This window comes from Pseudoalteromonas rubra (genome assembly GCF_005886805.2).
Lineage (GTDB): Bacteria > Pseudomonadota > Gammaproteobacteria > Enterobacterales > Alteromonadaceae > Pseudoalteromonas > Pseudoalteromonas rubra_D.
In genome coordinates this window covers 775,331-794,321 of sequence record NZ_CP045430.1, presented here as the reverse complement: position 1 = coordinate 794,321, position 18,991 = coordinate 775,331, and the positions used below count along the sequence as shown (strand labels likewise).

The window sequence follows — 18,991 nt, the reverse complement described above, 5'->3', positions numbered from 1 at the left end:
TTGAGTTTGTCTGCCCACAAACTGATTCCAAATAAGCCACCGCCTTTTTACTTCTGAGCTCACAATAAGGTAAGACACATGAAACCCAATTACTCCGTGGTTGCCCTGGTGCTGGTAACCTTTTTTATGGTGTCCTTTTTCACCAATATTCTCGGTCCATTGTTTCCGGAACTCATAAAAAGCTTTGACATCGGCCTCACACTGGCTGGCTTATTCCCTTTCGCTTTTTTTATTGCATACGGCGTGATGTCTATCCCTGCCGGTCTATTGGTACAGCGTTTTGGTGAAAAACGCGTGATGCTTGGAGCCTTTATGCTTGCCGGTGCAGGGGCGCTGTTATTTGCCTTAGCACCCGTGTTTGCGGTAGCTATGCTGGCGCTGTTTTTGATTGGCACCGCTATGGCGATGTTGCAAGTTGCCATTAACCCGTTACTGAGACGCAGTGGTGGCAGCGCACATTTTGCCGCGTTCTCGGTACTTGCTCAGTTATTGTTTGGTGCGGCTGCCAGTTTGTCACCCTGGGTTTATGTTTCACTAGCCGGTCAGGTACAAGCGCAGCCCGCCGATTTTACCTGGATCCCCGCTACGATGCCCTGGTTAAGCATGTACTGGCTGTTCGCACTGCTTAGTGTTTTGATGTTGGTCTGGATAGGGCTAAGCAGGCTCGAAGCGGTTGAACGAAACGAACAAGAGACTTTAAGCTGGCAAGCGTGCGTTGGCTACTTTCGTAACCCTACTGTGATCCGCTTCTTTTTTGCCATAGTGGCGTATGTGGCACTGGAGCAGGGGATTGCCAACTCAATAGCGGTATTTTTACAGACTTATCATCAGATTGAACCACAATACAGTGCGCAGGTGATCAGTCAGTTCTGGATGATGCTGACGCTGGGATGTGTATTGGGGCTAGTGTTGCTGAAGCTGTTCGATGCCAAACTTGTTCTCATGTTGTTTTGCTTAGGGGCCGCTCTGAGTCTCATTACTGCATTGATTGGCAGTACAGATATCGCGCTATTGGCTTTCCCGTTATCCGGTTTTTTCTTATCGGTGATGTGGTCAGTGTTATTTTCTCTGGCGTTAAACTCTGTGTCGAGTGGTCATGGTGCCGTATCGGGGGTGTTATGTACTGGCATTGTTGGGGGAGCACTGGCTTCTCCTTTGATCGGGATTCTGGCCCAACTGAGTGGTTCTTTACAGCTGGCATGTTTAGTGTTGCTCTTGCCGCTTGGGTACATTGCCTGGATAGCCTGGTGGGCACAACCAATTGTGCGTAATCACACCGTCAGAATGTTCTGGCACAAGCAAACTCAACTGACAGAGAAACAGGAAGCGACGGGCCAATGAGTACAATAGTATGTGTTGATCTGGGTGGCACCAAAGCACAGGTTGCCCGGGTTGATGAACAGGGTGTTTATGAGGCTCGCCGTTATAGTGTGCCTGCTTCAGCGACTAAAACACAGGTTAACGAGTTTATTACAGGCATTATTGCAGAGCAGCTCAGCGATGTTTGTTGCGGTATCGCTATAGGTGTGCCCGGTATGGTTGATCTGAGTAATGGTACAGTGCTGGAGACGGTTAATATTCCAGCGTGGCAGGATGTGCCTCTGGCTGCACAATTAAATGCACATTTTTCTTTGCCTGTAGTTGTTAACAACGATGTTAACTGTTTTACTATGGGTGAATATTGTTATGGTCGTCATTATCAACCAGGCGCTCCTTTTTACCAGCCGGTAAGCAATCTGATGGGGGTGTGTCTGGGAACTGGCCTGGGCGCAGGGCTCATTTTTGACGGCCGGCTATACAGTGGCAGGCATTGTGCGGCGGGAGAGTTCGGCAGCTTTCCCTATCGTGATGGTATTCTGGAGCAATATACCAGCGGGCAGTTTTTTCTGGAGCGAGGCACTAACGGTGCAGAGCAGGCAGTGCTTGCGCAGCAGGGAGATCGTTATGCGCAATCTCTGTTTGACGAGTTTGGAAGCCACCTTGGGTATGCACTGGCGCAGACGCTGTTGGCCTTTGACCCGGATAAAATTGTCCTGGGTGGATCTGTCAGTAAGTCGTACGACTTATTTCAGCGTAGTATGTGGAAAAGCCTTGCAGGACAAACACATCCTGCGTTATTTAAACAGCTCGAAATTCAAGTAGGTAAGCTGGAGCATGCCGCGTTGCGTGGCGCTTATAAGTTGTTCCAGAAACAGTTTTCGGAGGGAATATGAATAAGTTTGCTTGCCTGTTAATGGCACTATTGGGTGTTCAAACAGCACTCGCGGCAACGGAGCCGTTAACACAAGGCGAGTTGAATGCGTTGGCTGACAAGCTTCAGATCCGTTATCAGTTAATTGATTCTATGCCACAGCAGTGTCCGGAACCCGCGAAGCAGTGTTATTTTTCTGAGTTACGGCTAGGTTCACCCCAGCCTTATAACGGCGCTGATTGGGCCATTTATTTTAGCCAGCTGATGCCAATTTATCAGGTCGAGTCTGACTCGTTCAAAATTGAACACCTGAATGGTGATTTGCACCGGCTGACTCCCACTGAGCAGTTTACTGGTTTCTCTGCGGACGAAACCTATAGCGTGCGTTTTTACACTGAACATTCGCAAGTCACCCGCTCTGAGTTTATGCCCAATTATATCTTAGCCGATCAATCTGAGCGCCTGCGCCCCAGAGTGATCGCCAGTACGCGCTCTGTCCGGGATGAGCAAACTGAGCTTGAACAGCAGCCATACCTGGCACCGTTCGAGTCTTACCATCAGTTGCGAGTCAGTAATAAAGATCAAACCCCCTGGATGGGCGCGACTTATCTGGCGCAACACCAGTCTGAACCCGAGCTTCGCAGTGCGCCAGAGGGACTAATCCCGGCGCCCCGCGAGTTTAAAGTGGTATCACAGGGACGGATCAGTTTGAAAAAAGGGATCCGTTTTGAGCTTAAGGGCGTTGATTTGGCACAGATCGAAATGGCGGGCAAGCGACTCGCCCAGCTGGGGGTTAAACAAACTCAAAAAGGGTTGTCAGTGCGGGTCACTGTGGACGCCTCACTGCCCATAGCTGCGCAGGGGTATCAGTTCAATAGTTCTACCCACCTGATTGATATTAAGGCATCTGATGCAGCGGGTGCTTTTTATGGGGTGCAAACATTGGCTGGGCTCATGGATTTGAAAACCCACAGTATTCCCAGTGTGGCTATTACTGATGCGCCTCGATATGGGTTTCGGGGGCTGCATATCGACAGTGCCCGAAACTTCCGTTCCAAGCAATTTGTGTTAGATACCATAGCGCAAATGGGCGCTTATAAATTAAATAAGTTACACCTGCATCTGGCTGATGATGAAGGCTGGCGCCTCGCTATTGCAGGCCTGCCGGAACTGACAAAAGTGGGTGGGTTACGCTGTTTAGAACTCAGTGAAACGCGTTGTTTGTTGCCGCAACTGGGCGCAGGTACCGGCACCGGTGCGCCGCGCAATGGCCACTATTCTCAGCAGGATTACAGTGAAATTTTGCGCTACGCTAAAGCGCATCACATTGAAGTGATCCCATCGCTGGATATGCCCGGACACTCCCGTGCCGCCATTATTGCAATGGAAGCGCGTTACCGGGCTTTGATAGCCAAAGGAAAAACTGAGGCGGCCAATGAATATCGGCTGGTGGAAGAAGCTGATGAGACGCGCTATTCCTCCATCCAACATTACCACGATAATACCCTGAATGTATGTTTGCCAGCGACGTATCGATTTGTAAATAAGGTACTGACTGAGCTTCAGCGGATGCATGAGCGTGCTGGTATACCTTTAAAAACGTATCACATAGGTGCGGATGAAACAGCGGGCGCCTGGCTAGACTCACCCGCATGTAAAGCGCTGAATGCAAAGCAATCTATTGTCTCGATGAATGGATATTTTATTGAAAAAGTGGCGGCCATGGTCGCTGAAAAAGGCATTACGGTGGCAGGCTGGAGCGATGGCCTGAGTGATGTGAACCCAGAAAAAATGCCTAAAAATGTTCAATCCAATGTCTGGAGTACGCTTAGCGAACAAGGGCATAAAGTGGCGCACAAGCAGGCTAATCTGGGCTGGGATGTGGTGCTGTCGTTGCCCGATGTGACTTATTTTGACTTCCCTTACCAGTCCCACCCTGAGGAGCGCGGCAATCACTGGGCCAGCCGGGCATTAGATACCCGTAAAGTATTTGAATTTATGCCGGATAACTTGCCTGTGCATGCGGAGTTTTGGCGAGATGTGTTGCATCACACCTACAGCGCGGATGACAGTGACTCCGCTCTGAAACCGGACGTTGGCTATACAGGTATGCAGGGGCATCTTTGGAGCGAAATGATTCGGGATGATCTGCAGGCTGAGTATATGCTGTATCCACGCTTGTTGGCATTAGCAGAGCGTGCCTGGCACAAGCCTGCATGGGCTGTCCCATACCAGGGCGGTCTGGTATACAGTCGCAACAGTGGCCATTTCAATGATAAAAAGCGACGATTACGTGAGCAGGACTGGCAACGTTTTGTCGCTTTGCTGGGCTATCGTGAGTTACCTAAGTTAACGCGTCAGGGTCGTTTTTTCCGTATCCCTACCGTAGCTGCAAGTCGCCGTGATGATGGGACACTGAATATGTTCAGTGAGATCCCAGGGTTTAAACTCGAAGCACTTATCAATGGTCGCTGGGTAAACTATCACCCAAGGCTGGATTTTGATTCGGTTGATGCCGTGCGAGCTGCTTTAGAGGACGAATCCCGAACCGGGCGGGCGTTACCATTGCCAGCCCCGGTAGGGTCTGGCAACCGTTAACCTGGTTAGACAATAAGGGGCTTAACTAGCCCCTTAATTAATTTAGCGCTGGTAAATAATTTCGCCATCCAGCAGTGTCATTACCACTTGTGTATTGCGGATCTCGTTGGCGCTGGCTTCGAATAGATCGCGGTCAATGACCACTAAATCGGCTAATTTACCCACTTCAATACTACCGACTCGCTGCTCCTGTCGCATCGCATAGGCGCTATTGAGCGTATACGCTTCAATGGCTTGCGCCAATGAAATGGCCTGTGGCTGACGTGATACCGCATTACTTAAACCGATAAACGGGTTAAACGGGCTGACATTCCAGTCACTGGAGAGGGTGAGCGTGGCCTGATTGTCGGCCAGGCTGCGAATGGGCACCAGATCCTGGGCACGCTCCGCGCCAATCAGTGGAATGGTGTCAGGCCAGTGGCTCGGGTCGGTGAAATCTCCGGCGACTTGTGCATCAGCAATCACATTCAGCTTGGCAAAGCGTGGTAAATCATCAGGGTCAACGACTTCCAGGTGCGTGATGCGGTGACGGGCCTGACCATTTGAGGCATTTTCAATGGCATTTAACGCTTCGTGAATACCACGATCGCCAATCCCATGAATGTTAAAGTCAAACCCTGTTGGCTCCAGTGCTTTGATGTATTTTTCAAGCCGTGCCTGAGTAAAGTAATTGAGGCCACGATTGCCATCCAGTTCAAGCCAGTTCTCCAGGTAAGGTTCATGCATGGCTGCGGTGGTATTGACTAAAATGCCATCCATATAGAATTTGACCTGATTTACCTGTAACAGCTCAGCTGAATTGCTCTGATATAAAGATTTGAGTTTGGCAAGCTGAGTGTTGTCGTTCATTTGCGGATATGCCCATAGCCCAAGCGAAACACGTAATGTCAGCTTGTCTTCATCTGCAACGCGTTGCCAGGTTTCCAGGTGACCGCGCTGCCAGTAAGTGCGGGCATCACTGATGGAAGTGATCCCCGCCTTGTTAAGCTCTGGCATGGTGTATTCAAGCAGACCAAGGTAGTCACTTTGTGCAGCATCTGGAAGAGACTGCATTGCCTGCTCCATGACCTGATTTCCGGCATTGTCGTACAAAATACCATTCAGCTGGTCTTGTTCATTGCGACCCAGCACACCCCCAATCGGATCTAAGCTTCTGGCTGACAGGCCCGCAAGCTCCAGCGCTTTGCTATTAACCCACATGGAGTGAGAAGTTTGTTCCATGATAATCACAGGTCGGTCTGGCACAGCTTCGTCGAGTACCGCCAGTGGTGAGTCGGACATTTCCAATAGGGTCGAGATTTCATGGCCATAGCCAATCAACCAGCTAGCGGTAGGGTGCTGACTGGCGGCATAAGCCACTTCGTCTATATATTCCTCTGCCGTTGCAGCGGCGGGTACGGTAAATTGGGTGGCTTCAGAAGCAGATTCAAGCGGGTGCATATGCACATCATGAAACCCCGGAAGCATCATTTTACCTTGTAGGTCAATATGCTGTGTTGTGTCACTGATATACATTTGAGCTTCTTTGTTGCTCCCGACCAGGACGATTTTATTATCCTGAAGTACCACCGCCTGTGCCCAGGGTTGCTCGGCATTAACGGTGTAAATTCGCCCGTTGGTGAACACCATGGACGCGCTGTGCGTTTCATTAGTTTGCTCAACATTTGGCGTTGTTGAAGTTGATGGATTTGTGGTTTGGTTGTTGGATTGATTGTCAGAGTTACAGCCACTGAGGGCTAAACCGGCTATCAGAAAACTGCTTGTGATCATCTTTGTTGCTCGCATTGTTGACTCCTCATTGATGCCGATACACTATCAGTAGCATGGTAACCACAAAGTAACAGTATAGAGGTTAAATGCTGATCTTATTGGTTGAAGACGATGCCGTACTGGCAGCGCAAACGATAGACTTTCTCAATGCTGAGGGAATCGAGGTGGATTATGCCGCATCGCTGAGCTGCGCGAAAGACATTGCAGCGCAAACGGCCACTTTCGATAAATATGATGCGATCGTGCTGGATATGGCGTTGCCTGATGGTAATGCGTTGAGTTTATTACAGCAGTCGTTGGCCGGGTTTGATGCGCCTGTATTGTTTTGCACGGCGGCAACGGATCTGGATGACAAACTGGCTGCTTTCGCGGCAGGGGCACTGGATTATATGACCAAGCCCTTTGCCCTGCCTGAACTGGCGGTTCGAATTAAGTTGTTGGCGGGCAAAGTAAATAAGCACAATCAAGTGTTTGAGCTTGGCAGCCTGCATGTGGATTTTTCGGCAAAAATAGTTACCCGTGGCAGCCGCACCATTGTTTTGTCACCCCAGCAATGGCAACTGCTTGCTTTACTGGCGGAGCAGGCCCCGGCTCCTGTTTGCAAAGCGCAGATCTTGCGCCATGTCTGGCCTGACAGTGAGGTCAACAACAATATGTACAAGTCACTATTGACTCGTCTTCGGCATAACTTGAGTCGTGACGATGAACCCTCAGTCATACAAACACTTAAGGGTCAGGGCGTTGCATTGAGAGAATCGAGTTCATGAGGCAAAAAACACTCAGGTGGTATCTCGCACGATGGTTGTTTGCCTTATTTGGACTCTTTTCCTTAATTTGGATCTGGGTGGCCAGTCAGGTGTATCACTATGCCTGGGATGGGACCTCAGAATATTATCTTTATCAGGACCTTGAGGTAGCGTTGTCTGGACAGCTGATGTTGCCATACGAGGATGGTGGTAAATTGATGGGGAACTGGCAAGATTTACCCACAGACTATCAGCAAGCTTTAAGTCAGCATGGGCTTGGGCCAGAGGCAAAGGAGCAGGAAATCTCGCAACTGCTGACGCTGTCAGATGATTATCTATATACTCTGCGCTATTCAGAAAGCGCCTTCGAGCCGCTGTATATTATTCATCGTATTAGCGGCCAGGATTCGCCAAGTCTGGTGGCGGTATTCATTGCGCTGACGCTGGCCTTGTTGATACTCGCTGCAGTGACTTGGTGGCCAATACACCGGCGTATTGCGCGTGAATCCGGGCGACTGACAGCGTCTTTACAGAGCGTATCTTTACAGGAGAATGGAACTCAGGCAGCGCAATTTGAAGAGTTCTCTTACCACTCGATTCTCGCTGCAACGGATGCGTATGCACAGCGTTATGCGCAGCAACAGGAACGGCTTTATTCCGCTTTTTTAAGTCATGAACTTAACACACCGCTGGCTCAGATCCACAATACGATCTCACGTTTTGAACAACTTGATGAGCTTCCTTTAGATGCGTTACCTTTGCTGGCCCAGCTTGAAGAGGCCGGGCAGGATCTGGCTTCGCTGAGTGAAGCCATTTTGTTGTTGTGTAAAGCCGATCAGGTGCGGCTGACGTCAACTGACCTCAATGTATTTTTGCAAACATGGCAACAACACTGGCAGCAACAGGGGCTCAGGATCACGCTGGAACTCCCATCAGAGTCGATAAGTAAGCCTGTGCAGTCGCGTTTGCTGAATCTCCTTCTGGAGCAGATTGGTAAAAACGCGTTGCAACACGGTGAGGGCTCGCTCAGTGTGTCGTTGGACAGCGATGGAATGATCTTCACGAATGGTATCAGCACACAGCAAACGCATCAGGGGCAGGGGTTAGGCACTCGCATTATGTCACGCGTGTGTGCTTGTTTTGGCTGGCAGGCACAGCATAAGCCGGGTCAGCATTACACACTGACAATCCATTTTTAAGGCTGTAGTGATTGAACCAGTATTTTCCGCAACAGCAAAGGCTGCTGTAAAACTCAGCAACAGAGAAGTTCGCTACGTCATACTGGTGCGGGAAAAGCCATGATTACGGTTGAGTCCAATCACAGGCAAATGAATTACAATAGCCTGCGACGTAATATAAATGGCCCAGTTGATAGCTCTGATCTGGGGGTAATAACCTTGTCCTTCATTGCCAAAGATCCAAAATTGGCCGATAAGCGCATCTGCAACGGTCGCTAATATCATACCGAGTGCCAGAAAGATTCTCGGCGCTTTCGGTATATCAGAGCTGGTAAGTAAACACAGACCTAATAATGCGGCTTGTGCAATGACTATGGCATAGCTGCCGGTTAATAGCGTGACATACCAGCCACTGCCTGGTAAGTGCATATTTAAGTAACTGAATAAGGCCAGCAGCGATGTAATTAGCATGGCAACTACAAAGTAAACCACCTGAGTGTCCGAATAGCCCAGCAAACGCCAGCAGGCAAGAAATAAGAAGAGATAGCCGGGCATAAAAAACCACACAGAGTCTGCGAGATAATCATGTTTTACCACGGCACTATGCTGGAAGTAGTTTTGAGCCAGATTGAAATTAACAACGTCGCCTGCCAGACAAAACATAAGAGAAAACACAACCAGGTTTGCAAGTAGCCGATAAGTATGTGCGTATTGATGTTGGCTGATAACTTGTCTTATTATTAAGCAATTGCACAACAATAAAATCAGGGTTAATGCTTCAAAACTCAATACCCAGTTGCGTGTTTCACCTTCCACGGACCACACGCCGAGCAGGGTGAATATGAGGTCGAGCATGGCGAGTGCGATGATTAAGACACTTATTTTTACCGTATGCCAGCGGGTAACCATCCTGAGTCCTTGTTGTTATGTTGGCCTATTTGTTAGAGGTACAACTTTTAACAGTATTCTCGATGCAAAAGCAATGCTTTTTGTGTAGATTGCCAAGCTTGAGAGGAAATATATGTCACAATTGAAAACCACACTGTCGTTTACTTTTTCGGTCTGTGCGCTTAGTGTCGCGCTCTACAGCCACTTTACCCACTCTCCAGTACTTAGTAGTACATCTGATGTTCAATCAGCAGAAAATGTATCGTTGCAAGGTCACAGCGAACAGTATACGCCTGTCGAGGCAGGTAGCTTGGTTCAAAAACAGCAACATATTGAACAATTAGAGGAACAAGTGCGTTACTTACAGGAGCGTGTTCTCGAATTAGAGAATCGCACGTTCTCAGCGCCAGCGTCTCCTGAGGCGCTTGAGGATTCTGTATTGGCAATCCTGGAGAAGAAAGAACAGAAAGAACGTGCCGCACACAGACAGAGCAATCCGGTTTATGGCTTTTATGAAGACCTGCCTGATGACTATGAGATGCGCCTGAAAACCGATCCTGAGTATGCGGATAAACTGAGCAGACAATTACAGCAAAAAGTGCTGGATGAGAGTTTACCTGTGATTGACCGCTTGTCGGCAATGGGCCAGTTACAGATGAATATGTATGTGCTGAATCGTACGCAAATGGACACCATGAGCTACGACACCGTGGACGCTGTGATTAAAATCAGCCGCGGCCAGTATGATGATAAACTCCGAGTTCAGGCGTTGGATGTAGTTGCACAAACGCCTGTGGTAGACGCGCGTATAGCGCGTTCTTTACTGGATATTGTTGAAAAAGAAGACAACGATTACATGCGAGCAACGGCTGCAGAAGGCCTGATGTCGCAATATTATCAGGCTAACGATGAGCAATATCCAGGCCTTAAAAGGCAGCTGGCAAACGATATTCTAAAATTATACGACAATGATATTGATAATCAGGTTTATAACCTGATGCAGCGTATGATCGGAGACGAAGACCTGCTGGAACAAATTCGCAAAGATGCCAACAAGTAATGTTGGTAATCAGTCAGGTTTAAAGTTTCTCCCTCTTTGCAGATATGTTGCTCGACATGTCAGCCTCGCTGCTTTCGTAATGTATACAAAAGCCAGGAGTAAGCTGTATTTATCAGAATGATAAGCGATAAGGTGTCACTTGCTTATTTGATGGATGTGATTGTATTTGAGGTGCCTCAGAAAAGGGGTCAAAAACTGCTTGAGTATATTTTTTCGCATTCACAATTCAAGACCAGTCAACTGGCTGTCGCGCACAAATAATGCGCGGGGCTACATCAACAATATGGGTTATGGTTTTCGACGAGCCAGAAAGCAATATGACAATGCCAAGCAAGGTGTGAACTGTAAAATCGAGAGCTCATTAACTCTGATAGATTAAAACAGCGTACTAACGGGCCAGCTTTGTCAGCTATTTTAGTTAGGCTGAGTTAAATTGAACGACTAATATGGGTAACCGTATTTCGCAGTGTAATAATTACTTCTATATTTATATTGTATTTTTCATCAATAACTCGCGTATTTAACACTGTCATCTAGCTGCATATAAATAAATTAGGTGGTAGTAAAGGAAGGTATAGCCATGTTGCCGTTGCGGCTTTCCATAAAACACAAAATCACCTTGGGCTTTGGTGGAATTGGTATGTTGCTGGTCATTGCCAGTGCGCTGGCTTATTGGGCACTGTTAGAGATCCAACGTGCCAACCATAAAGTAACAGACACCGCCCAGCCCATCTTGCATGCCGCCGAGCAGTTTCAGCAACAGCAACTTAGGATCAGTAATCTGGTATCCAAGGCATACAGTGCGAGTGATGAAAGGGCAATACAGCAGATCCAGAAAGCATTTAACCAGGCTGAAGCACGCGCGCAGTCGCTATTTGATGAATTAGAAATGCGCTCGGCAGATAATCCCGGCGTGGTGCGGCCGCTTCGGGAAGTTGCTGCAGTGCGTACTGAATTGCGACAATTCTCAGAAGCTTTGTTCGCAGCACGTCTGGTGCAATTTCGTGCGGGCCACACTATTCAGCAAGGCGTTGGCCAATTTTTTGAACACAGAAATACTGCGGGTACAGCGATGTTGGATATCGAGCTAATCGAAACAACGGATACCCGGCTGAGAGATGAAGTTGCGGGGACCGGGATCCGCATTGATGATCTGCTGTTTACGCTGGAAAACAATGTGCAATCTTTGGCGCAACTAGGCTCTGATGCCCTTGCGACGCATCGCGATGACGTTGGCTTTATTATTGATAACATCAGTGACAACCTGACATATCTGAAACGTCAGTCTGCCGGGCTGCCTATTGAATCATTACTTCAGCAGTTTGAACCGGCCTGGGAGCACATTGCTCGTCAGTTAAAAGAGCCTGGCACTTTGTATCAGGCGCTAGAGCGGCGCCACCGGGGCCAGCAAACCGCTATGGAGAGTTATCGGCGTGCTGAGCAGACCTTTACCGACTTGTTTGACCAGATTGATACCATCCAAAGTCAGGCCCAGAACCAGTTTGATTTGTATCAGCAAGCATCAGATCAATTGATTGAAAAAGCTCAAAATGCGGCGCTGATATTAGTACTGGTCTTCGCCATTTTAGCGGTCTGGATCGCACTGTCTACCAGCCGTGCGATGCTTATCCCACTGGCGGCAGTAAACAAAATGCTGAGATATATAGCCAGTGGAGATTTTTCCAGGCAGATAGTCAAACGTCAGGATGATGAGTTTGGCACTCTGACTGACAACATCAATCAGGTAAAGCAAAGCCTAAGCAGTTTGTTGGAAGAAATTGATACTCAGGTCTATGAATTGAAAAACTTAGCCGGCTCATCATTGGCGCGCAGCCAAACATTGACCAGCCGGGCAAAGGCTCAGGTTGAGCGGACAGACAATGCGTTGAAAATTGCGTCTAATATAGCCAACAGTGCTGTTGATGTATCTGAACAGTCACAAGATGGTGTGTCTGGGCTTAAGCATGCACAGCGGCTGAATCAGGAAACGGCTCAGAGCGTTATGCATAATAAAGAAAAAATCATGTCTTTAAGCAGCACGATGACTGAATCAGTGGGAGCGATGGACGGACTCAGAGGCCACAGCGAAGACATAGGGAAAATCCTTGATACAATAGTCGCAATTGCTGAGCAGACTAATTTACTGGCATTAAATGCGGCCATCGAGGCTGCAAGGGCCGGTGAACAAGGTCGTGGCTTTGCAGTAGTGGCTGATGAAGTCAGACAGCTCGCTATTCGCACACAAAATGCCACGCAGGAGATCAACAAGATGATTGCGACTCTGCAAGCCGATACGCACACTACCGCGACTCTGATCCAAAATGGGGAGCAGGATGTTCGCGCTTGTGCCCAGCAAAGCGAAGTGCTCGCGAGTAACATGGCGCAGGTTAGTGAGGCCATAGAACAAGCAACCGCATTGAGTGAACGGGTGCTAGAGGCCGCAAATCACCAGGCAGCACATTGCGAAAGTATTGCCGGGTTAATGAAAGATGTTCAGGAAACGGCTGCTCGTAACTCACAGGAAATGGGCTTCATGGCCAGTCACTTAGTGGCTTTGCAGCCAGGCTGACCCAGCTTATTGAGCGCTTTAAGCTCTAGCTTTTTGACTTTAACCGGCGCTGTCGATATGGCCCATATCGCGCCCGGGATCGAGCTGATCCCGCACCCGACGCTTCAAAATTTTAGCTTCCGGAAAGCCGCCATCACGCTCCCGACACCAGATCAAGGTATCGTCATAATAGATTTTAAATACGCCCTTGCTGGCCGGGACCAGAGCGACCTCGGCCAACTCATCTGCAAACGTTGATAGCAATTCCTGGGCAAGCCAGCCACTGCGTAGCAACCACTGGCATAAAACACAATACTGAATTGCTATTCTGGGTTTACTCATGTTGGTTCCTGATTATCATCTATGCTGCGCGCATGTTGCACAAATTCGGAGTAAATTGAGTCTTTGATCAGTCTGTCGGGAGTAAAGGCATAGTAATTCTGATAGACGTTTTCGATTGCACCAATGAAATTTACATCATAGTGTCGCTCTATTTCTTCGCGCACAGACAAAGGTGCAGGAAATACCCCGAATCCTTGTTGCCCCAATGCTTTCATCAAAGCACTGTCGTCTACATGACCGGCAACAGATATCTCGATTTTGAGTTCATTGAGCCAATACTGAATGGCGCTGGTGACCGGACTGTTCTTGGCTGGCAATATGATTGGTGTGTCGGCCAGTGCAGCTGGAAAGTTGTCGCCGGTTAAGGCCTGATCCTGCTTCATGCCATAAAACCCGATCTGACTCTTACCAATTTCGTGACAGAAGAGTTTGAACGGAGTGTCACCATCTAAGGGCTTATCCGCCAACACCAGATCCAATTTGTGCGTGGCCATTTGTGCCAGCAGCTCAGCTTGTTGACCGTCAATGCAGTGCAGGTTGGAGATACGCTCGTTATCAATCAAGGGAGCCAGCCATTTCGAGACCAAAGACTTTGGCAGCGCATCGGAAATACCGACCTTCAGTGTTCGATTGATTGAGGCAAGATCACCTTTGGTGGTTTCAAGCCACTCTTCTGCAATGGCAAACATGTCATCGGCATATTGCTGGGTGAGTTGTCCATACTCTGTCAGTCGTAATCCCCTGCCTTCTCGTAAAAACAGCTGCTTACCCAGACGCTGCTCCAGACTGGTGATCTGTGCGCTGATAGTTTGTGGTGTCAGATGCAATATTTTGCTGGCCGCGGCAATGCTGCCGTGGCGACTAACCTGCCAAAAGTAGTACAGGTGATTGTAATTTATGTTCGTTATCATTCGTAATATTCGAGGTTTCGCTAAGAATTAATCAGCTTTTTTCTTTTTAAATACATTAGTAGATTAGCCTCATCGACGCAACAATATGAGTTCAATTTCCAGTAAATTGCTGGCTTTGTACAAGAGGTTGATAGCATTATGAAACTAAATTTCAGAGCAACAGGCAAGCGTATTGCGGAGGCGACCAAGTCGCAGCTCGCAAAGTTGGCAACCAACAAGTTTATGCGCTACGCCGCCCATATTCGCAAAGTGCGCATTGATGTGGATGAGCAGCCCTGCCAGCGCCATGGCGTTTTGACTATCTGTAAAGTGGAAGTGTTATTGCCCGGGTTACCCAGTGTCTTCGTTCGAGCCAAAGGTAAGAACATGATGCAGGTTATCAAGCGTGCATTGCGTGACAGCGAATTGCTACTGGCACGCCAGTTTAATCGGGTTGCTTAGTTTAGCCCCAAGCGGACTAAAGCAACTTTAGTTAAAAAGTAGAAAATTTATTCGACCCAAACTGAACGAAATAGGAGGTGGCGTCCAGGTTAGAATATGATTATGCAGTATTTACAGTTATTCCCAAGCACTTGCGGCGGCATGGAGGCCGCGCTTTCCGCTCCTCTTTTCAGTTTATCCACTTAACAAGCTTACCTGTTCCCGCTACAAATAGAGTTGTTTGGCGCAAAAATTAGCCAACTAAGAGCAATAATGTACCCAGATTAATTTTCAAACTGATTAAAGTATTAATAAAATGTTTATTGTTGGTGACATTTAGATGGAGTTTTGCTATTTTCAGAGCCTGGTATTGATCAACACTTTTTAGTTTCAAGGACGTAGTGCATGCAGTATATCGACGATACCAGCGCTCAGGACAGCCAACTAGAGAAAAAACACAACTACAAACTCTATTTCCTGCTTATCGCTGGTGTATTTATTTCATTATATTTTGTTGTTCCTCAGATACTTGCCTGGGCAAGTGGAGAGAGCGCCGTGAGAATGGAAAACATTCATGTGGCGGAAGTACGTCGTGGTGAATTCGTTCGGGATATTTCTGTTCAAGGCCGTGTGATAGCGTCACGACGTCCTACATTATACAGTCCGGCAGAAGGTACAGTCACTTATTTGGTGACTGCCGGAGACTCGGTAGAAATGAGTCAGCCATTGGCGCAGATAGACAGCCCTGAGCTGAAAAGCTTGCTCGCTCAGGAACTGGCAGAGTTAACGCGTCTCAGTACTCAACTAGAGCGAGAAAAAATTCAGGCAAAGAAGCAGGATCTTGCTCAGGAGAATTATCTGGGTAAAGCAATCGTGGCGCTGAATGCGGCAAAGCGTGAAATGCGCCGCAATGAAGAAGGTAAAAAGAATCAGGTAGTCAGCGATATAGATTACCAAAAAGCAAAAGATGAACTGGAAAACGCACAGCGAGAACATCGCTTGGCGGTTAAAGAGGTTGCTTTGCTGAAGGAAAGCCAGAAATTTGAGATCCAGACACGCGCCATTGAATTGCAAGCTCAACAGGTTTTGGTGGACGAACTAAAGAGGCGGGTGGCCTCACTGGAAATACGTTCCCCGGTTAACGGCATTGTGGGTAACCTGAGTGTCGATCAGAAAAATACAGTGGTGAAAAATCAGCCGTTGCTGAGTGTGGTGGATTTGTCCCACTACGAGGTTGAGGTCAATATTCCAGAGAATTATGCCGATGATCTGGCTTTGGGAATGCCTGCTCAAATTACTTTAAATGGTCGTGCTTATGAAGGCGAGCTCACTGCAATATCACCCGAGATAGTGCGAGGCCAGGTTGAAGGCAAGATCCGCTTTAAGGAATCAGAGATCACCGGCCTGAGACAAAATCAACGTTTAACCAGTCGTATTGTGCTGGAAGAAAAGTCTGGCGTAACGTATTTGCCCAGAGGTCAGTTTGTCGATGCATACAGCGGCAAATACGCCTATGTACTGGACGAAGGTAGTGCGGTGAAAAAGTCCATAAGTTTGGGATCGAAAAGTCTCGGACAGGTAGAGATACTGTCAGGGCTAGCTGTGGGTGATACGGTCATCATTTCTGATACCCGCATGTTTAATAGTGCAGAGCGTGTGCGAGTAGTTCAGTAATTTAATCAATGCGAAGGCGTGATCACAACGATGATCGTGCTAACCCGGCGCTATTCTCGGGTTTAACAAGGTGGAGGAAGCATGCTGATGAGATATTATTTCAAACTGGCCTGGATAAGCTTCAAACAGACTCCACTATTAAGTTCCTTAATTGTGGTCACCATTGCGGTCGGTATTGCTGCGACGATGACCACCTACACCATCAATTACATGATGAACCAAGAGCCCGTGCCAGGCAAGGCAGATACCTTGTTTTTGGTGCAGCTCAACAGCTGGGGCCCGGAAAAAGCCTATTATAGTCAGGGTGAAGAAGAGCGGGTACCGCCTTATCTTACTTTTCAGGACGTACAAAACTTATGGCGAGCGAACCGTGCCCAGTCGCACATTCCCATTAGTGGCTACCGGGATCAGTTGAAGCTGTCCGGGCAACCAGACTCTAACGCGAAAACAGCATTGGTGCGTTCTACCAGTCGGGACTTCTTCAGTGCCTTTAACGCCCCCATGAAGTTTGGTACTGCCTGGTCTGCTGAGGCCGATAGACGAGGGGAACAAGTGGCTGTTATCAGTGCTGATGTTAATCAACGGCTGTTTAATGGTCAGAACTCGGTTGGTCAGTCTATTACGCTGGGCGCACTGGAGTATCGCGTAATCGGTGTGTTGGACACCTGGCCAATCTTGCCGCGCTTTTATGGCGAAGCTATGCATGCTTTTCGCAAGCCTAGAGATGTGTTCATTCCATTTGAAACCCAGGTGCGTAATGCCCTTTGGTCTGCAAACTTACAGCCTTTTGAATGCTGGCGTGACCCACAAGACAGCTCGTTCGAAGCGCTGTTGGCATCTGAATGTGTCTGGGTTTACTTTTGGGTGGAACTACAAGATGCCAATCAACGTCGTGCTTATGAAGAGTTCCTCTATTCCTACGTTCAGGAGCAGCGTGTGCTGGGACGTTTTCAGCGCAAAATTGTCAATAAGCTGAGCACACCAACTGAATACTTGGCCGATCGCGAAGCTATTTCTGACGATAACCGGGTGGCGCTCGGGTTGTCATTGTGTTTTCTATTGCTGTGTTTATTGAACAGCACCAACCTTATGATGGCAAAGTTTCATGGCAAGGCTGGTGAGATTGGGTTACGCCGTGCAGTGGGGGCGAGCAGGCAACAGGTTTTTATTCAGTTCAGTGTTGAAACTGTGTTGATGGGGATATTTGGCGGTGCTCTGGGCTTGGTGCTGGCCCAATTGGGTCTCATAATTTGCAGTCGTGCATATCAGCACTTGAGCAGCGATTTGATGCAAATGGACTTGTATATTCTGGTGTTGACGCCGTTGGTGGCGATATCAGCCAGTGTGTTTTTTGGTCTTTTTCCTGTCTTTAGAGCCAGTCGGATAGAGCCTGCCAGCCAGTTAAACAGTGTGTGAGGGACAACTTATGAGAGACTTGCTACCTATTCTCAAAACGCTGAATCACAGTCGGACCGCACCGATGCTGTTTGTATTGCAAATTGCCGTCACCTTTATGATCCTGGTGAATGCCGCTTATCTGGCACTGCAAAAGCAAAGCTTATTATCCCGGCCAAGTGGATTGGATGAGCAAAATACCTTTTTTGTTCTCACCAACTTACCGGGCGATGCCGCTGCCAGAGCCGCGGATATTGAGCAAGACTTGCTGGCTTTGAAAGAGTTATCTGGCGTTATGAATGCGTCTGTCACTTCAGGGGTTCCGCTATCGGGATGGGGGCGCTTTTTGGAAGTCGCCACTCAGGCCGACGGAGACTACGATACGTTCAGTGGATACTATGGGGGTGATAATGCCCTGCTAGAGACGATGGATCTGACCCTGGTTGCCGGAGAGGGCTTTACACAACCCCCGCTCTATGCAGATACGGACGGGTTTCGCGTCGCGACGGAGATCATCATTACACAGACGCTCGCACAGTCATTGTATCCGGATGACTGGCGCCAGGCAGTAGGGAAGACGATTTATATTGATAAACGGCCTCAGCAGGTGCGTGGTGTGGTGAAAAGTTTGCAGGCCGCCTGGAGCTTTTGGGTGGTCGTAGAGCACAGCGTGTTGGCCCCTGTGATAGAAACCAGTGAATACGTTTATTACCTGGTGCGCAGCGCACCGGGCCAACAGGCTCAGGCGATGGCGAATACGGCGGATTATTTAATGCGCCGACATGGCCGGAAGATTGAAGAGTTGATGACTTTTACTGAAGTTAAACAGCAAAGTTATCAGGCTGAGTATGCGGCGAGTATGACCTTGCTTTGGGTCGTAGGTTGTTTGTCCCTGGTTACTGCCCTTGGCATATTTGGTCAGGCACGTTTTGCTGTCACCCGACGTGTTCGACAAATTGGCATTCGCCGTGCACTTGGCGCGCAACAAGGGCAGATTGTGGGCTATTTTATGTTAGAAAATGCACTGCTTACTTTGTTTGGCGTAGCACTTGGATGTGTTGCGGCGATAATACTGAATATGCAGTTTAGTAACTGGTTTGAATTGGCGACGGTGCCCGCTGAATTTTTTGCCCTGGGCGGGGTATGCATGATGTTACTGGGTCAGGCAGCAACCCTGGCTCCTGCTTGTCGGGCAGCTAGAGTGTCCCCTGCGATTGCAAGTCGTCTTGGTGCGTCCAGATAGACGAACGTATATGCGACTTGTTATGAT

15 protein-coding genes are annotated in these 18,991 nt (G+C 48.4%); 11 read left to right on the top strand and 4 right to left on the bottom strand.

Annotation, left to right across the window (positions count from 1 at the left end; translation table 11 throughout):
• The first annotated feature begins 78 nt into the window (after positions 1-78).
• The 3 genes from CWC22_RS22370 to CWC22_RS22360 are packed head-to-tail and all read left to right on the top strand — an operon-like array spanning position 79 to position 4,789.
• Positions 79-1,341, top strand: a complete 1,263-nt coding sequence (locus tag CWC22_RS22370) for an MFS transporter (protein ID WP_138538414.1) — start codon at positions 79-81, stop codon at positions 1,339-1,341.
• Complete coding sequence (locus tag CWC22_RS22365; RefSeq protein ID WP_138538413.1) at positions 1,338-2,213, top strand: ROK family protein; 876 nt, start codon at positions 1,338-1,340, stop codon at positions 2,211-2,213. The genes CWC22_RS22370 and CWC22_RS22365 overlap by 4 nt, the downstream gene beginning before the upstream one ends.
• Complete coding sequence (locus tag CWC22_RS22360) at positions 2,210-4,789, top strand: family 20 glycosylhydrolase (protein WP_138538412.1); 2,580 nt, start codon at positions 2,210-2,212, stop codon at positions 4,787-4,789. The genes CWC22_RS22365 and CWC22_RS22360 overlap by 4 nt, the downstream gene beginning before the upstream one ends.
• A 42-nt stretch (positions 4,790-4,831) precedes the next feature.
• Here CWC22_RS22360 and CWC22_RS22355 read toward each other — a convergent pair whose 3' ends face one another.
• Complete coding sequence (locus CWC22_RS22355) at positions 4,832-6,574, bottom strand: amidohydrolase (RefSeq protein WP_171045072.1); 1,743 nt, start codon at positions 6,572-6,574, stop codon at positions 4,832-4,834.
• Between the two features lie 71 nt (positions 6,575-6,645).
• Between CWC22_RS22355 and CWC22_RS22350 the strand changes: the two genes are divergently transcribed.
• Together CWC22_RS22350 and CWC22_RS22345 are read left to right on the top strand one after the other, a co-directional pair.
• Positions 6,646-7,326, top strand: a complete 681-nt coding sequence (locus CWC22_RS22350; protein ID WP_138538411.1) for a response regulator transcription factor — start codon at positions 6,646-6,648, stop codon at positions 7,324-7,326.
• Entirely contained in the window at positions 7,323-8,504 is a 1,182-nt protein-coding gene (locus tag CWC22_RS22345) for a sensor histidine kinase (RefSeq protein WP_138538410.1), read from the top strand. The genes CWC22_RS22350 and CWC22_RS22345 overlap by 4 nt, the downstream gene beginning before the upstream one ends.
• 72 nt (positions 8,505-8,576) lie before the next feature.
• Here CWC22_RS22345 and CWC22_RS22340 read toward each other — a convergent pair whose 3' ends face one another.
• Entirely contained in the window at positions 8,577-9,392 is an 816-nt protein-coding gene (locus CWC22_RS22340) for a hypothetical protein (protein WP_138538409.1), read from the bottom strand.
• Between the two features lie 112 nt (positions 9,393-9,504).
• Here CWC22_RS22340 and CWC22_RS22335 point away from each other — a divergent pair, with 112 nt between their 5' ends.
• Entirely contained in the window at positions 9,505-10,431 is a 927-nt protein-coding gene (locus CWC22_RS22335; RefSeq protein WP_138538408.1) for a hypothetical protein, read from the top strand.
• 640 nt (positions 10,432-11,071) lie between these two features.
• Entirely contained in the window at positions 11,072-13,000 is a 1,929-nt protein-coding gene (locus CWC22_RS22330) for a methyl-accepting chemotaxis protein (protein WP_171045071.1), read from the top strand.
• A 39-nt stretch (positions 13,001-13,039) separates the two neighbouring features.
• Here the strand turns inward: CWC22_RS22330 and CWC22_RS22325 are convergent, their stop codons facing one another.
• Positions 13,040-13,321 (bottom strand): SelT/SelW/SelH family protein, encoded by a 282-nt coding sequence (locus CWC22_RS22325; protein WP_138538407.1) that lies wholly within the window; start codon positions 13,319-13,321, stop codon positions 13,040-13,042.
• Positions 13,318-14,232, bottom strand: coding sequence for a transcriptional activator NhaR (nhaR, locus tag CWC22_RS22320; RefSeq protein ID WP_010380070.1), 915 nt, complete (start codon positions 14,230-14,232; stop codon positions 13,318-13,320). The genes CWC22_RS22325 and nhaR overlap by 4 nt, the downstream gene beginning before the upstream one ends.
• 138 nt (positions 14,233-14,370) lie before the next feature.
• On the opposite strand from nhaR, the gene CWC22_RS22315 reads away from it, so the two are divergent.
• The 4 genes from CWC22_RS22315 (at position 14,371) to CWC22_RS22300 (ending at position 18,964) form a co-directional block, all read left to right on the top strand.
• Positions 14,371-14,673 carry a hypothetical protein gene (locus tag CWC22_RS22315; RefSeq protein WP_125562615.1) on the top strand — a complete coding sequence of 101 codons (303 nt, stop codon included), beginning with the start codon at positions 14,371-14,373 and terminating at the stop codon, positions 14,671-14,673.
• A gap of 384 nt (positions 14,674-15,057) precedes the next feature.
• Entirely contained in the window at positions 15,058-16,326 is a 1,269-nt protein-coding gene (locus CWC22_RS22310; RefSeq protein ID WP_125562617.1) for an efflux RND transporter periplasmic adaptor subunit, read from the top strand.
• A gap of 87 nt (positions 16,327-16,413) precedes the next feature.
• Positions 16,414-17,742 (top strand): ABC transporter permease, encoded by a 1,329-nt coding sequence (locus CWC22_RS22305; protein ID WP_228553408.1) that lies wholly within the window; start codon positions 16,414-16,416, stop codon positions 17,740-17,742.
• Between the two features lie 10 nt (positions 17,743-17,752).
• Positions 17,753-18,964 (top strand): ABC transporter permease, encoded by a 1,212-nt coding sequence (locus CWC22_RS22300; RefSeq protein WP_138538406.1) that lies wholly within the window; start codon positions 17,753-17,755, stop codon positions 18,962-18,964.
• Positions 18,965-18,991 lie beyond the last annotated feature (27 nt).

Bases quoted from the DNA above. Each gene is read 5' to 3' on its own strand.
- CWC22_RS22325 (WP_138538407.1), bottom strand. From the start codon at position 13,321: ATGAGTAAACCCAGAATAGCAATTCAGTATTGTGTTTTATGCCAGTGG.
- CWC22_RS22315 (WP_125562615.1), top strand. From the start codon at position 14,371: ATGAAACTAAATTTCAGAGCAACAGGCAAGCGTATTGCGGAGGCGACC.
- CWC22_RS22365 (WP_138538413.1), top strand. From the start codon at position 1,338: ATGAGTACAATAGTATGTGTTGATCTGGGTGGCACCAAAGCACAGGTT.
- CWC22_RS22330 (WP_171045071.1), top strand. From the start codon at position 11,072: ATGTTGCTGGTCATTGCCAGTGCGCTGGCTTATTGGGCACTGTTAGAG.
- CWC22_RS22310 (WP_125562617.1), top strand. From the start codon at position 15,058: ATGCAGTATATCGACGATACCAGCGCTCAGGACAGCCAACTAGAGAAA.
- CWC22_RS22335 (WP_138538408.1), top strand. From the start codon at position 9,505: ATGTCACAATTGAAAACCACACTGTCGTTTACTTTTTCGGTCTGTGCG.
- CWC22_RS22305 (WP_228553408.1), top strand. From the start codon at position 16,414: ATGAGATATTATTTCAAACTGGCCTGGATAAGCTTCAAACAGACTCCA.
- CWC22_RS22355 (WP_171045072.1), bottom strand. From the start codon at position 6,574: ATGCGAGCAACAAAGATGATCACAAGCAGTTTTCTGATAGCCGGTTTA.
- CWC22_RS22340 (WP_138538409.1), bottom strand. From the start codon at position 9,392: ATGGTTACCCGCTGGCATACGGTAAAAATAAGTGTCTTAATCATCGCA.
- CWC22_RS22370 (WP_138538414.1), top strand. From the start codon at position 79: ATGAAACCCAATTACTCCGTGGTTGCCCTGGTGCTGGTAACCTTTTTT.
- CWC22_RS22350 (WP_138538411.1), top strand. From the start codon at position 6,646: ATGCTGATCTTATTGGTTGAAGACGATGCCGTACTGGCAGCGCAAACG.
- nhaR (WP_010380070.1), bottom strand. From the start codon at position 14,232: ATGATAACGAACATAAATTACAATCACCTGTACTACTTTTGGCAGGTT.
- CWC22_RS22345 (WP_138538410.1), top strand. From the start codon at position 7,323: ATGAGGCAAAAAACACTCAGGTGGTATCTCGCACGATGGTTGTTTGCC.
- CWC22_RS22360 (WP_138538412.1), top strand. From the start codon at position 2,210: ATGAATAAGTTTGCTTGCCTGTTAATGGCACTATTGGGTGTTCAAACA.
- CWC22_RS22300 (WP_138538406.1), top strand. From the start codon at position 17,753: ATGAGAGACTTGCTACCTATTCTCAAAACGCTGAATCACAGTCGGACC.